This is a genomic window from Neobacillus niacini, from assembly GCF_019749295.1.
Taxonomy (GTDB): Bacteria; Bacillota; Bacilli; order Bacillales; family Cytobacillaceae; genus Neobacillus; species Neobacillus niacini_D.
In genome coordinates, this window is record NZ_JACWFG010000030.1 from 16,013 (window position 1) to 30,754 (window position 14,742).

12 protein-coding genes and 1 tRNA gene are annotated in these 14,742 nt (G+C 37.9%); 10 read left to right on the forward strand and 3 right to left on the reverse strand.

Annotation, left to right across the window (positions count from 1 at the left end):
- The first annotated feature begins 21 nt into the window (after positions 1-21).
- The 3 genes from H0184_RS26475 (at position 22) to H0184_RS26485 (ending at position 2,488) form a co-directional block, all read left to right on the forward strand.
- Positions 22-1,170, forward strand: coding sequence for an acyl-CoA dehydrogenase family protein (locus H0184_RS26475; RefSeq protein WP_221830713.1), 1,149 nt, complete (start codon positions 22-24; stop codon positions 1,168-1,170).
- A gap of 129 nt (positions 1,171-1,299) precedes the next feature.
- Positions 1,300-2,238 carry an AEC family transporter gene (locus H0184_RS26480; protein WP_221830715.1) on the forward strand — a complete coding sequence of 313 codons (939 nt, stop codon included), beginning with the start codon at positions 1,300-1,302 and terminating at the stop codon, positions 2,236-2,238.
- A gap of 176 nt (positions 2,239-2,414) precedes the next feature.
- Positions 2,415-2,488, forward strand: a tRNA-Gly gene (locus H0184_RS26485).
- A gap of 279 nt (positions 2,489-2,767) precedes the next feature.
- Here H0184_RS26485 and H0184_RS26490 read toward each other — a convergent pair.
- Positions 2,768-3,439 (reverse strand): B3/B4 domain-containing protein, encoded by a 672-nt coding sequence (locus H0184_RS26490; RefSeq protein ID WP_221830717.1) that lies wholly within the window; start codon positions 3,437-3,439, stop codon positions 2,768-2,770.
- Between the two features lie 104 nt (positions 3,440-3,543).
- Here H0184_RS26490 and queG point away from each other — a divergent pair, with 104 nt between their 5' ends.
- From queG to yhbH, 6 genes are all read left to right on the forward strand, one after another.
- Positions 3,544-4,677, forward strand: coding sequence for a tRNA epoxyqueuosine(34) reductase QueG (gene queG, locus H0184_RS26495; RefSeq protein WP_221830719.1), 1,134 nt, complete (start codon positions 3,544-3,546; stop codon positions 4,675-4,677).
- A gap of 88 nt (positions 4,678-4,765) precedes the next feature.
- The gene (locus H0184_RS26500) at positions 4,766-5,632 is read left to right on the forward strand and encodes an amidase domain-containing protein (RefSeq protein ID WP_221830721.1); all 867 of its coding nucleotides are present in this window, start codon (positions 4,766-4,768) and stop codon (positions 5,630-5,632) included.
- A 66-nt stretch (positions 5,633-5,698) separates the two neighbouring features.
- Positions 5,699-6,172: a tRNA (uridine(34)/cytosine(34)/5-carboxymethylaminomethyluridine(34)-2'-O)-methyltransferase TrmL gene (gene trmL / locus H0184_RS26505; protein ID WP_221830723.1), complete on the forward strand. Its 474-nt coding sequence runs from the start codon at positions 5,699-5,701 to the stop codon at positions 6,170-6,172.
- 49 nt (positions 6,173-6,221) lie between these two features.
- On the forward strand, positions 6,222-6,971 hold the full coding sequence (gene nfsA / locus H0184_RS26510; RefSeq protein ID WP_221830725.1) for an oxygen-insensitive NADPH nitroreductase: 750 nt from the start codon (positions 6,222-6,224) through the stop codon (positions 6,969-6,971).
- 535 nt (positions 6,972-7,506) lie between these two features.
- Positions 7,507-9,402, forward strand: coding sequence for a PrkA family serine protein kinase (locus tag H0184_RS26515; protein WP_179598083.1), 1,896 nt, complete (start codon positions 7,507-7,509; stop codon positions 9,400-9,402).
- 275 nt (positions 9,403-9,677) lie between these two features.
- Complete coding sequence (gene yhbH / locus H0184_RS26520) at positions 9,678-10,844, forward strand: sporulation protein YhbH (protein ID WP_221830727.1); 1,167 nt, start codon at positions 9,678-9,680, stop codon at positions 10,842-10,844.
- 40 nt (positions 10,845-10,884) lie between these two features.
- Here yhbH and H0184_RS26525 read toward each other — a convergent pair whose 3' ends face one another.
- On the reverse strand, positions 10,885-12,147 hold the full coding sequence (locus H0184_RS26525; RefSeq protein ID WP_221830729.1) for a sensor histidine kinase: 1,263 nt from the start codon (positions 12,145-12,147) through the stop codon (positions 10,885-10,887).
- Positions 12,148-12,304: 157 nt separating this feature from the next.
- Positions 12,305-13,456, reverse strand: coding sequence for a GGDEF domain-containing protein (locus tag H0184_RS26530; RefSeq protein WP_221830739.1), 1,152 nt, complete (start codon positions 13,454-13,456; stop codon positions 12,305-12,307).
- Between the two features lie 176 nt (positions 13,457-13,632).
- Between H0184_RS26530 and H0184_RS26535 the strand changes: the two genes are divergently transcribed.
- Positions 13,633-14,634: a DoxX family membrane protein gene (locus H0184_RS26535; RefSeq protein ID WP_221830741.1), complete on the forward strand. Its 1,002-nt coding sequence runs from the start codon at positions 13,633-13,635 to the stop codon at positions 14,632-14,634.
- Positions 14,635-14,742 lie beyond the last annotated feature (108 nt).

Here is a 14,742-nt window from a genome sequence, read left to right on the forward strand (position 1 = left end):
ATAGAAAGGAAAGTGGAGATTATGGATTTCCAATTACCTGAAGATATCATATTTTTAAAACATAGTATTCGGGATTTTATTGATAGTGAAGTGGAACCGCTTGCAATGGAGATTGAAGAAAAGGACGAAATTCCTGAAAATATTATGGCTATGTCCAAGGAAATGGGCTTATTTGGATTGAGCATTCCGGAAGAATACGGCGGAACGGGTATAGGAATGATTGGCAAGTGTGCGATATACGAGGAATTAGGCAGAACTCATAATGGGTATACCACCGTCATCGGTGCCCATACGGGGATTGGTTCTGTAGGAATCGTAGAAATGGGAAATGTAGAACAAAAAAGAAAATATTTGCCCGCAATGGCAAGAGGGGAAAAAATCGGTGCCTTTGCTTTGACAGAACCTAGTGCAGGCTCACATGCAACGAACTTGAAAACAACCGCTGTAAGAAAAGGGGACAAATATATCTTAAATGGGAGCAAACATTACATTACAAACGCACCGATTGCTGATGTCTTTACAGTGATGGCAGTAACAGATCCATCGAAGGGAGCAAAGGGCATTACCTCCTTTATCGTAGAGAAAAACTTCCCAGGGTTCAAAGTAGGGAAAAATGAAAAGAAAATGGGTCTTCACGGGTCCCATTCTGCAGAAGTTTTCTTTGAAGATTGTGAAGTACCTGTTGAAAATGTGCTTGGTCAAGAGGGACAAGGGTATGTCAACGCTTTAAAAATTCTTGCTAATGGCCGGGCAGGGCTTGCCGCAAGAAATCTAGGTTCTTCCGAAAAGCTTCTAGAGATGTCGATTCACCATGCAAATACAAGAATCCAGTTCGGTAAACCGATTTTTGAACAGCAAATTATTCAACATTATTTGGCAGACATGGCTCTTGATATAGAAGCCTTAAGGAGTATGACCTACCGAGTTGCATGGATGGTAGACCAAGAGATGAAGGTCATTAAGGAAGCGGCTATGGTAAAACTGCTCGGTTCCGAGGTTTATAATCGTGTCGCAGATAAAGCTGTGCAGATTCACGGAGGATTAGGTTATATTGCTGAATTCCCTGTGGAACGCTTCTATCGGGATGCAAGAATAACCAAAATTTATGAAGGAACCTCTGAAATCCAAAAAAATATTATTGCAGCACAGCTAAAACGAGAATATTTCTAATTTTAGTTTTATTGTTAGATGAAATCGAAAAGGTTTCATCTATTTTGTTTTCTTAAGGTCATACCTTCCTAATATTTATTAACCATCTAGGTATTTTGTTCATACCAATAATGAAGGGAGGGGGAAGTCATGGATTCAACGGGTGTCTTTTTGCAAGAAATGTTAATGCTTTATGGAATTGCAGTAGTAGGCTTTTTCGCTAGGAAAAGTGGAATCCTTAAGGAAAATGCAAATGATGTGTTTACACAATTGATTCTTTACATTACATTACCCGCCCTTATTTTATTTTCATTAGATATCTCCTTTTCTTTTAGCTTAGTCATAGAATTTTTCTGGCTCATCACAATGTCAATTTATGTGCTTTTATTATCAAGTCTTTTAGCCATATGGATGAGAAAACGTGCCAAACTTCCAGAAAAACAAAATAGTGTTTATGAAGGGTTAATCATTTTTGGAAATCAAGGATTTATTGGTTACGCTGTAATTTTTATTGTTTTTGGAAACCAGAGAATTATTTACCTAACCATGTTTAATTTATGTTATTTATTATTAATTTGGTCGTATGGCATATACCTTTTTAGTAAAAATAAGAAAGAAATGAAATGGAAAAGTATATTCTTGAATCCAGGGATTCTTTCCACATTAACAGGAATGGTTATCTTTTTACTGCCTGTAGGCTTGCCAGATGTGATTTCTCATGGTTTTGAAATGATTGGAAAGATGACCATTCCTCTATCCATGATCGTAGTAGGAAGTTTAATCGTTAATGTGAAATTTATATCCCTTCTTTCGATGATGAAAACCGGCTCATTGTGGAATATGGCGATAGCTAAACTTCTATTTATCCCTTTGCTATTAATCCCGTTTGCTGCGCTATCCGTCCCATCTTCTTTGCTAGTCATTGCTGTAATAGTGTCTGGAATGCCTTGTGCACCAACAATTTCCCTTTATGCACAAAAATATGGCGCTGACACCTCTTTTGCGTCTTTAGGTGTATTGCTAACTACGTTGTTTTGTGTTGTGACCATACCGGTTCTTTATTTAGTTGTAGAACTTTTAACTAAATAAAAAAACGGTATTAATACTGTTACGCTGGCATATCATTAAACAAAAAAGTAGATCAGATAATTTATTAATGATTTTTTTCGACAAAAAACGCAAAATGGTCTTGACGATAGAGTAAAAACTTTGTAATATAATAAATGTGTTTAAGTTCTTTAACATTTGTTAATACTTACTTTTGTGCGGGTGTAGTTTAGTGGTAAAACCTCAGCCTTCCAAGCTGATGTTGTGAGTTCGATTCTCATCACCCGCTCCATACATATTACCAAACGCAGTGTATCGTTACTTGAGAACGATGCATTGCGTTTTTTCTATATTCAAGAATAAGTTAAAATAGGAACTCTCTAAAATAGTTGTTCCTTGTTAAAATTCGCTATTCGTTACCGTTAACGAGCATATTAAACCGTGCTGGGCACGAATAACCGCTACTCGTTACCGTAAACGAGCAAATTACCCAGTGCCGGGCACGAATACCCGCTACGCTATTTCGTATCGTGAACGGGCATATTACACCATGGCGGGCTCGAATAACACCCTACTGACTTCCGAGTATATAGAAGTTTGCGTCACCGCCATGTATTTGTGTGAACATCTTCATCAATGATTCTGTCAGTCTTTCAGCATTATTCACCGCTGTAGAAGGCTGTAAATAGATGATCTGCAGCGCATTCTGGGTTTCTTCTGTTACCGATGCTCTGTTGGAATCTACAAAAGGACTCCCAAATGGTCCAAACTGGTCGCAGGAGACAATCAGGTTTTCTAACGAATTCATCCGGCCATTCAGACCTGTGTATTCTTCTCCTGCCTTCGCCACTTCAATCTTAATTGTTCCCACTAATTTGTCTGTGTCATAAATACCAATTGGTACTTGATATTGCAGCGAGAAAAAGTTATTGATATCAATGGCACTTTGAATCGTAGTTAGATAATTCTGTTTCTGTACTCTTCGGTATAGAGCCTCTACAGAAGGACGATACCGATTAGGATCCTTGCCAAAGGTTTTAAAAATACTGCGCCATTCTTGGATTCCTGGCAGCTCTGTTAGATTGTTATTTTCTAAATCAAAGTAAATCGATTCTTGAAAAAGCTGCAGCCTTCCTTTTACCATTTGTGGGGAATCGCCTACCGTAATATCTTTATATTCAATGACTCCAAGCTTAAAATTAGGAATCTTGCTAATAATTTCTGATGAAAGCTGAATTTCCAATGATTCCACCTCCAAAATATAATAAAAATAGTTTATCATAATTAGATGTGCACCTAAAAATTAGCGGCTTACTATAAATCATTTTTAGGAAAGGAGGTTTCCAAATGGATATTGATCAATTGAAGGAGGAAGTAATTGCTTATAGTAAAACAATCGGAATAGATAAAATTGGTTTTACCACAGCAGATCCTTTTACTGAGTTGAAGAATAGATTGATTCGCCAGCAAGAACTTGGCTTTCAATCAGGCTTTGAAGAGCCTGACATTGAAAAACGAGTGACACCAGCCTTGCTTCTTCCAGAGCCGAGATCAATCATTTCGATAGCACTTGCATATCCAGCAAAAATGAAGGTCCGTGTGGAAGGGAGAAAAGGTGAGAGAAGAGGATTCTTTTCCCGTGCCTCATGGGGATTAGACTATCATCATATTTTAAGAGATCGCTTAAAGAAGCTAGAGGAGTTTATTTTAGCAAAAGTGCCAGAGGCTCGTCTCAAATCAATGGTTGATACAGGTGAACTATCTGACCGTGCAGTTGCCCAAAGAGCAGGTATTGGGTGGAGCGGGAAGAACTGCGCTGTACTAACACCCGAGTTTGGTTCATATGTGTATTTGGGTGAAATGATTACTAGCATACCTTTCGCACCCGATTCACCGATGGAGGATCAATGCGGTTCCTGTACAGCCTGTATCGAGGCCTGCCCAACGGAAGCCCTGGTCCAAGGCGGTCAAATTAATGCTCAGCGCTGTATTGCCTTTTTAACACAAACCAAAGCTGCGATCCCAGAAGAGTTTAGAGATAAAATTGGCAACCGGGTCTATGGCTGTGATTCCTGTCAAACCTCCTGCCCTGTTAATAAAGGGAAGGACTTTCATTTCCATGAGGAAATGGAGGCTGACCCCGAGATAGCCAAACCACTTTTAAGACCAATGTTAAAAATGAGTAATCGTGAATTTAAAAACAAATTTGGATCTGTGGCAGGTTCATGGAGAGGTAAAAAGCCGATTCAGCGTAATGCCATCATCGCGCTGGCCCATTTCAAAGATAATAGTGCCATCCCAGATTTACTGGCTGTTTTAGAAAATGAAACCAGCACTGTTCTAAAAGAAACTGCTGCGTGGGCGCTCGGTAAAATTGGCAGTCCAGAAGCAATTGAAGGATTAGAGAAAATAGTAGAAAAAGAAGATGATTTAGATATTAAGGGTGAGATTGAAAAAAGCCTGCTAAAACTTAAGAACTAATTGAGCGGAGGACATTCTGTCTGCGCTCATTTTTTTTGATTAAATTTCCCTTCTGTACATATGTATGAAACAGAAGGGGGAGATAAAGGTGGATCAATCACTCCAAGAATTGTTTGAAGGACGAGTCGAACAATTTGTTTCAAAGAGTAAGAGGCAGTCTGGAAATTATGAAAAGGCTGAACAGAAGCTGGAGTCTTTGGCTAAACGTTCCGCAGAAATCGTCAAGGTTAAGGCACGGGGGAACATCCTCAATCAATCATTGGATGGAGATTTTCAAACCACGATTTATCAGGTTCATTACCAATACTTAATCAAACAAAGAGGAACGCTGTACCAAGAAGAAGAAGTAGAAGTACGGATGTGCAAGTTTTTTAAAAATGATTTGATTATGGATAAAGAAATAAATCCCTATGCAAAGCAGGCTGAATTGGAAATTGCAGCAGAGGATGAACAAGAGGAACGGAAAAGTTATCAATATAATCGCTTAAAAGCGGTTCAATATGCGGAACGCTGGTGGAATAGTTACAATCCCGCCTATAAGACATTTGAAAACAACTGTACAAATTATATCTCGCAATGCCTCCATGCTGGCGGAGCCCCAATGAGGGGATACCCAAACAGGGGAACAGGCTGGTGGCTCCAAAATAATATTTGGAGTTATAGCTGGACAGTGGCCCATTCATTACGATTGTATTTGGCAAATTCCAAAAGTGGCTTACGGGCAAAAGAAGTCAGCAGTCCGGATCAATTGCTAATGGGGGATGTTATCTGCTACGATTTCGAGGGGGATGGGCGTTATAACCATAACACGATTGTCACTGCCAAGGATGCCTATGGAATGCCGCTAGTTAACGCCAATACGTACAACAGCCGTATGAGGTACTGGGCCTATGAAGATTCATCCGCTTACAAACCAAATATTAAATATAAGTTTTTTACGATTGTCGATGGGTAAGAAAATTTGTCTGGCTGGTTGATAATGGTATAATGTTAAAAGAGTTTTTTTTATGAGGTGAGATTCTTGGCAATACATGTCGTACTATATCAGCCGCAAATACCATCAAACACAGGAAATATCGCCAGAACTTGTGCTGGAACTGATACATCTTTACATTTGATTCGTCCATTAGGGTTTTCTACCGATGATAAGATGTTAAAGCGAGCGGGATTGGATTATTGGGAATTTGTAAATATTGTTTATTATGATTCTTTGGATGACTTTTATCAGAAGAATGAAGGCGGAGAGTTTTTCTATATCACGAAATTTGGTGAGAAGGCCTACAGCTCCTTCAATTATAGCAATCCTGATAAAGATTATTATTTCATTTTTGGCCGTGAAACGACTGGGCTTCCAAAAGAAGTAATTGAAAATAATAAGGATGTCAGCCTGCGGATTCCGATGAATGATAATATTCGTTCCTTGAATTTATCAAACACCGCTGCGATTCTAATATATGAAGCGCTTCGTCAGCAAGACTATCGTCATTTAAAATAGGGGGCCGCTAAAGGCCTCTTTTTGCTAAACAGAGAAAGGAAGTATCATTATGAATGAAGTGATTACTACAATATTAAATCATCGATCTATCCGTGATTTTAAGGACAAGCAGTTAAGTAATGAACAAATCAAAACGATTGTTGCCTGTGCGCAGGCTGCCTCAACATCAAGTTTTATCCAAGCCTACTCCATTATCGGTATCAAGGATAAAGATAAAAAGCGGAAGCTTGCGGAGATAGCCGGAAACCAAGAATATGTTGCAGAGAATGGACATCTCTTTGTCTTCTGTGCAGATTTAAGCAGACATGAATTGATTGGTGAAGTGGAAGGGAAAGATGTACTTCCTTCAATTGAAAGTACTGAGAAATTTATGGTGTCACTAATCGATGCAGCATTAGCAGCCCAAAATGCGGCAATTGCTGCGGAATCAATGGGGCTCGGCATTTGTTACATAGGTGGAATTCGAAATAACCTTGAAGCTGTAAAAGTATTATTAAAGACACCTGACAGGGTAATCCCGCTTTTTGGAATGACAATCGGCTATCCAGAGAAAATAAATGATCAAAAGCCAAGACTGCCTCTAGAGCATGTCTATCATGAGGAAGAATATGAGCAGGATAAGGACGTATATTTGCGCCAGCTTCAGGACTACAACCAAACCATCTCTCGTTACTATGAGCAGCGGACGGGAGGAAAAAGAAAGGACACCTGGTCAGAACAAATGGCCAATATGCTAGAAAAACAAACACGGATGTATATGAAGGAATTTGTTCAAAAAAATAAGATGGATTTGAGATAAAAGCGTACAGCTTTTACTAAAAACCGTACAGTTTGTACAAAATAGCATACAGCTTATACAAAAAAGCGTACAGTTTGTACAAAATAGCATACAGCTTATACAAAAAAGAATACAGCTTATACAAAAAAGTGTACAGCTCCTACAAAAAACAGTTTTTACAAAAATGCATACAGTTCTGATAAATATAAAAGGCTGCCTTCTTGGCAGCCTATTTGCGTGTAAAAAATATTATTTACTTGAACCTGGCTTATCATTATAGCCTGCTGTAAAGATAGCTGCTAGAAACGCCACCATAACTAAAATAACTAGAAATGTTCCCATGCTTATGTAAAGCCTCCTTAATTTTAAGATATTTCTTGAATTAGACACATATACATTTATTATAGCCTATCTTAAAAAAATGAAAAGCACAATATTCCATTCTTTTTAAAAACAAAAAAGATAGGCAGGAATACTTCAACGTTACGCATGTTCAAGTTCATTGGCGCATAGAGTATATTAATCGTCTCTGATAACTCTACAGGGGGAGGGCCTTATGGATATCCTAAAAAAAATTGAGATGTTTCGAGAAGAGGAAGAAAAGCTGCGTTGGGAAGGGTCATTTGGAGATTACCTACAGTTGTTAAAAGAAAAGCCATGGGTAGCACAATCTGCACATTCACGAGTATATAATATGATCAAAGACGCTGGAATTGAGGAAGTAAAGGGTACTAAAAATTACAATTTCTTTGGAAATCAATTATTTGGTTTAGAGGAGTCATTGGAAAGACTTGTGGAGGAATACTTCCATCCTGCTGCTAAGAGGCTGGATGTAAGAAAGCGGATTTTATTGCTGATGGGTCCAGTAAGCGGTGGTAAATCAACTCTAGTTACCATGCTAAAACGTGGTTTAGAGGCCTACTCTCATACAGATAGAGGTTCTGTATTCGCCATTAAAGGCTGCCCTATGCATGAAGACCCTCTTCATTTAATTCCGCATCATTTACGCCGGGATTTTTATGAAGAGTATGGTATTCGAATTGAAGGAAATCTTTCACCATTAAATATGATGCGCCTTGAGCAGGAGTACGGTGGAAGAATAGAAGATGTGCTAGTCGAAAGAATCTTTTTCTCAGAGGATAAGCGGACGGGAATTGGAACCTTTAGTCCATCCGATCCGAAATCGCAGGATATTGCTGATTTAACAGGAAGTATTGACTTTTCCACTATTGCTGAATTTGGTTCAGAATCAGATCCACGTGCTTACCGTTTTGATGGTGAACTAAACAAAGCAAACCGCGGAATGATGGAATTCCAAGAGATGTTGAAGTGTGATGAAAAATTCTTATGGCACCTTCTTTCGTTAACGCAGGAAGGAAACTTTAAAGCAGGCAGGTTTGCACTAATTTCAGCTGATGAGCTGATCGTAGCGCACACGAACGAAACGGAATACCGCTCATTTATCTCGAATAAGAAGAATGAAGCCTTGCATTCCAGGATTATCGTAATGCCAATTCCGTATAATTTAAAAGTCTCACAGGAAGAAAGAATCTATGAAAAGATGATTAGTGAAAGTGATGTATCAGATGTGCACATCGCACCACATACATTACGTGTAGCTGCAATGTTTACGATTCTAACTCGTCTAAAAGAACCTAAAAAAGGCGATATTGACTTAGTCAAGAAAATGCGTCTGTACGACGGCGAAAACGTTGAAGGCTTTAATGCAGTTGATGTAAGTGAACTAAAGAAAGAATATCCAGATGAAGGAATGAGCGGGATTGATCCGCGTTATGTCATTAACCGAATCTCCTCTACTATCATCCGGAAGGAAGTTCCTTCTATTAATGCTTTAGATGTATTGCGTTCATTAAAAGACGGACTGGATCAACATCCTTCGATTACAGCTGAACTGCGTGAGCGTTATATGAATTATATTTCTGTAGCGCGTAAAGAGTATGATAATATTGCCAAAAATGAAGTTCAAAAGGCTTTTGTTTATTCCTATGAAGAGTCTGCTAAAACGTTAATGGATAATTACCTCGATAATGTTGAAGCATATTGTAACAAGGCGAAGCTTCGTGATCCGTTAACAGGTGAAGAAATCAATCCAGATGAAAAATTAATGCGTTCAATTGAAGAACAAATTGGTATTTCTGAAAACGCGAAAAAGGCGTTTAGGGAAGAAATCTTGATTAGAATTTCTGCCTTTGCGAGAAAAGGTAAACGATTTGATTACAACTCACACGATAGACTTCGTGAAGCAATTCAAAAGAAATTATTTGCAGACCTTAAAGATGTTGTTAAGATTACTACTTCTTCCAAAACACCGGATGAACAGCAATTAAAGAAAATTAACGATGTTGTTGCTAGATTAATTGACGAACATGGCTATAACTCAACATCAGCAAACGAACTCCTGCGTTATGTAGGTAGCCTACTAAACCGTTAATTAGGATTTTTCCTAGAAAATAGCATGGACTGGCGGAAAGATCTGCCAGTCTGTTTTTTTCAATATGGCGGTGGTGTATGTGCAAATTGAAAAAGCTCGTCCATTTTTAAAGGTGCGGGCACAATTGTCAAAATAATTTGTAAATTATTTGCTGCTTCTGCATAGGATAAAGTAATCAACAATATATGCCATTTTTACATTCGAGTTATTTTATGAAGGTTACAGGAAAATGTGACTCAAAAAAGCAAGAAAAGTTCATAAGGAGGGGTTTTACATTGTCTGACAATAACCATCAATTTGTAATTTCAAGAGAAGATTGGTCCCTCCACCGTAAAGGCCACGATGACCAGCAGCGGCATCAAGAAAAAGTCCAGGAGGCAATCAAAAACAATCTTCCTGACTTAATTACTGAAGAAAGCATTATTATGTCCAATGGGCGCGACGTTGTTAAAATTCCAATTCGTTCATTAGACGAATATAAAATCCGCTACAATTATGACAAAAACAAACACGTGGGCCAAGGTGACGGTGAGAGCCAAGTAGGTGACGTTATTGCTCGTGACGGTTCTAATGCGCAAAAAGGTCCAGGAAAAGGGCAGGGAGCAGGGGACCAAGCCGGTGAGGATTACTTTGAAGCAGAAGTATCATTAATGGAATTAGAGGAAGCTTTGTTTAAGCAATTAGAGCTTCCCAATTTAAAAAGAAAAGAAGAGCAGGAGCATTTAGTAGAGAATATTGAATTCAATGATATTCGTAAAACAGGACTAATGGGGAATATCGATAAAAAGCGTACCATGATGTCTGCATTTAAGAGAAACGCAATGACGGGAAAACCTGCATTTCATCCTATTTATAAGGAAGATTTGAAGTTTAAGACTTGGAATGAAGTGATAAAGCCGGATTCTAAAGCAGTCGTTATTGCCATGATGGATACAAGTGGATCAATGGGGATTTGGGAAAAATATATGGCTAGAAGCTTCTTCTTCTGGATGACACGTTTCTTACGTACAAAATATGAAACAGTAGAAATTGAGTTTATTGCTCATCATACAGAAGCCAAGGTTGTTACAGAGGAGGATTTCTTCTCTAAAGGTGAAAGTGGAGGAACAATCTGTTCTTCGGCATACCGAAAAGCCTTAGAAATTATTGATGCTAAATATAGTCCACGTAAGTTCAACATTTATCCATTCCACTTTTCTGATGGTGATAACCTTACGTCTGATAATGCTCGCTGCGTCAAGCTTGTTGAAGAACTAATGAAGGTTTCGAACATGTTTGGATACGGGGAAGTCAATCAGTACAATCGCCACTCGACCCTCATGTCTGCCTACAAGAATATCAAGGATGAGCATTTCCGCTATTATATTCTTAAGCAAAAAGCGGATGTATTCCATGCGATGAAGAGCTTTTTCCAAAAAGAAGAAAACAAAATGTATGCATAACTAAAATCGACAGGTAGAATGCCTGTCGATTTCTTTTGTGCTAATTTTCATTTTTCTTAAATGACGTGATTGTTGGGAACTTTATCCGAAATGTAGTGCCTGAATCTAATTCACTTTCGACGCGAATAAAACCATTCATAGCCCGTACGATACTATAAACGACCATCATTCCGAGACCTGTACCATTCTTCCCCTTAGTGGAATAGTAGGGCTCACCAAGTCTTTCAAGCTGCTCAGAGGTCATCCCTATTCCTGTATCCCTAATACAGATTGTTACGTAATCCTGACTAAAATGAGTTTCAATGTAAAGTTGACCGCCATTTGGCATAGCCTCTACTGAATTTTTAAGAATATTAATGAAACATTGACGGAATCTTTGTCTATCTCCTTTAATGAATCCAATAACCGAAAAATCAGTGATGATTTCTACGGAATTTTGATTTGCCATCGGAGTTAAGATATTAATGATTTGCCGTAGTTCATTTTTAACATTCAGTTCTTCAATCGAGATTAACGATGGTTTAGCAAACGTTAAATAATCTTGAATCACTCTTTCGGCGGAATTCAGTTCGTCTTTTACAATTGAAAGGTATTCCCTGCGTTTATGTCTAGGAAGGTAATCATCATTGAGTAACTGGACAAACCCGCTTGCCGCAGTTAACGGATTTCTAATTTCATGGGATATGGCAGCACCCATTTGCTCGACAGCCTTTAGTTTTTCCACTTTAATTAATTGATGTTTTAGTTCTACACTTTTTCTGATATATTCAATCGAATAAGAAATAAGACCAATACCCAGCGGGGGAAGCACTAAGTAGGCGAACAAAACATCATACCAAGGACTGCCCGTATATTTAATAAATTCCCCGGCGGTACTTATAATCCCAAGTACAATACCTAAACAAATGGCAATGTAAATTCGTCGTTCGGAAGATTGTTTCCAGAACCAAGGTGACAGCCGAAAGAAGACAATCGCAAGCGGCACATAAAGAAAGATTGTAGCAAGTAAACCTGAGTCAAGCCCATATAGACTCCTCATCATGATCAATACCGCAACCATTATTAGACCGATTCCAAGATATAATCCGCCAATGACGATAGGAATGATGCGCAAATCGTATCGCACAAATGGAACAGGGCTATAGGCGAATTGAAGACAAATCCATAATAATAGGACAGAAATGATGATGATAATAGTTTTTGAGAATCTTAATTTTCTGCTTCTATCAAGCCAAATTAAGCAAAAAAGGAGCAATATTATTAAAATGGAAAGATTTAAGAAAAGGTGTTTTGTAATCTCCATCTATTTCACCGTCCATTGTGCCTTTAGGAAAATTTTACATTCTTCTTCACGCTAATACAACTAAATTTACTAATTATTTTGAAAAAAAGATGGAATTTAGAGAGTAATTGTAGAAATGTGTATAAGAACGGAAGGAATAGCACCTTCCGTTTTATATTTATGAAGTGGAAATAGTATTTCTTCCATTAGCCTTTGAGGTATACAAAGAATTATCAGCTAAATGAATTAGATCTTTTGGGTCTCCCTCCGAACTCGGAATGATCGAGGCAATTCCAATACTGATTGTAACGATGTTTGATATTTCCGAACTTCTATGCTCAATATTAAGTGACTTAACCTTCTCTTGAATTAGTTTTGCCATATCGACTGCCTTTTCCAAATTTGTTTTGGTCAAGATTATGGCAAATTCCTCACCGCCATATCGACAAAACGCGGCAAATGGATGGTTAGCAATAAGGTCTTTAATGGCAGTAGAAATGCTCTGCAGACATTGATCACCAGCGAGGTGGCCATAAGTATCGTTGTACTTTTTAAAGTAATCAATATCAAACATGAGAAGAGTAAGTGGTGAATGAATTGAAGTTAACCTCGTCCATTCCCGGTTAAGAATTTCATCGAAATGCCTTCTATTTCCAATCCCTGTCAATCCATCCAAATATGAAAGTGTATTTAGAAGTTCATTTGCTTTATGCAGCCTCTGCTCACTTTCCTGTAATTTTATCAGGCTTTGGTTTAATTCTCTTGCAGCCTCATTTGAATTGGCAATGTAGACGGCTATCTGATAAGCAAATAATCCACCGATTAAAGAAATAAGATAATGAATCATTAATACATTCAAAAGGGTTTTTGTATCTTCTATATAAATGGCAAAAACGATTGAAATAAAAAATAAACCAATTAGGTTCATATAAAAGGCTTTTAATGTAGATTGGATGTTCATTTTAGAAAACCATCCACAAACGATTCCTGTAAGGAGTGCACTGATGGCTGCAACAAATGCAGTGTCCGTGTAACCAAAGAGTGTAATCCTTCCTAATGCAATTATGACAGATGAAATGATGGCAGGAACAAGTCCCCCAAAGGCAGCAGCAACGACAATTGCAAGGTGCCGCAGGTCGGCAAATGTAGTGGGATTAATTTGGAAACTAAATACCATTAAGATGTTTCCAAGAATACCATAGCAAATTCCCCAATACAGCTTTGTAGAATGTGATGAAGAAGGGAACAATGGCATATTTTTAAAAATTTGACCCATCACTGTAAATGATGCAATCAGAATGGTTGCATTTGAAATGAAATCCTTTAACATTCTTGTTCTCCCTAATAATAGATCCACTCTATTTGCTGTCTAGCTTTTTATCTATATGCATTTATTATAGAAGAAAAACATTCTCCTGTGAATTAACATCTTTATAATTATTTCAAATAGAATATTTAAGCCGGTAACCGAAAACTATATAGATGAATACTTTTAGGGAGGACCAGATGAAAAATAAAGGTAAAGTCTTCATCTTGCTAGTATCGGTTATAGTTTGTTCACCACTTTTTGCAGACGCTCATGTAAAGTGGTTCACAGAAGTTACTCCAGAAAAAGAAGACATGGAACATATCTTATCTCCACTGTTTATGACCATTACATTATTGGTTGCGGCACTGCTTGCTGTCTTGCCCCAATTATTACCCCTGCTAGATAAAGTTCCAATTACTAAAAAGGTCGATAAGGTATTAGACAAGTACCGTCGTTCCTCTAGGTATATTTTAAAATACGGAACTGCGATTGCGTTGATTATACAGGTTTTAGCCGGGACCATTTTCGCACCAGAATTTGCTATTACCAATCAAATCATAAGAATACTAATGTGGATAACAATCATCCTGCTCTTGATACCTGTGCATTATGCGACAAAAGCTGGCGCGCTTGTCTTATTGGGATTATTTATTTATCAGCTCAACCATTCCGGATTATTTCATATGCTTGATTACGGCTTTTATCTAGCTATTGTTGGTGTATTATTAGTAGGGAAAACAAAACTTGAGGATTGGGGATTTCCTTTTCTTTATTTAGGAACAGGATTATCCTTATGCTGGGTAGCTGTCGAGAAATGGGTATATCCTGCGATGAGCATGGATATTATCCATCAGCACGGTGTGCCAACTTTTGGTTTTCCGCCGGCAACGTTTGTGGTACTAGCTGCGTTTATTGAATTTGTCGTGGGATATTTACTGATAGTAGGGATATTAAATCGTCTCTTGGCTTTTGTCCTGACGTTAATCTTTATTTCAACCACTATGCTTTTCGGTGTCACAGAAATTATTGGACACCTAATGATTCATATCGTTTTAATTATCTTTATTATTGAGGGTGTATCGTTTTATGATCCCCCAATAAAAATACATGCGACAAAGATTTCCCAAATGGTCTTTGTGTTTTTGAATTTTGTTTTTACCTTGGCAACCTTTCTTCTTATTTACTATCGTTTTGCATAAGAGAAAAGCTTCCTTTATTGCTCTATAACCCGATTAATGGACACTTAATAAAAAGTGCCCCTTAATCGGGTTTTTCTATGTTCCTAGAAAGAAAACCCGTTTATAATA

Bases quoted from the DNA above. Each gene is read 5' to 3' on its own strand.
- H0184_RS26475 (WP_221830713.1), top strand. From the start codon at position 22: ATGGATTTCCAATTACCTGAAGATATCATATTTTTAAAACATAGTATT.
- H0184_RS26480 (WP_221830715.1), top strand. From the start codon at position 1,300: ATGGATTCAACGGGTGTCTTTTTGCAAGAAATGTTAATGCTTTATGGA.
- queG (WP_221830719.1), top strand. From the start codon at position 3,544: ATGGATATTGATCAATTGAAGGAGGAAGTAATTGCTTATAGTAAAACA.
- nfsA (WP_221830725.1), top strand. From the start codon at position 6,222: ATGAATGAAGTGATTACTACAATATTAAATCATCGATCTATCCGTGAT.
- H0184_RS26515 (WP_179598083.1), top strand. From the start codon at position 7,507: ATGGATATCCTAAAAAAAATTGAGATGTTTCGAGAAGAGGAAGAAAAG.
- H0184_RS26525 (WP_221830729.1), bottom strand. From the start codon at position 12,147: ATGGAGATTACAAAACACCTTTTCTTAAATCTTTCCATTTTAATAATA.
- H0184_RS26530 (WP_221830739.1), bottom strand. From the start codon at position 13,456: ATGTTAAAGGATTTCATTTCAAATGCAACCATTCTGATTGCATCATTT.
- H0184_RS26535 (WP_221830741.1), top strand. From the start codon at position 13,633: ATGAAAAATAAAGGTAAAGTCTTCATCTTGCTAGTATCGGTTATAGTT.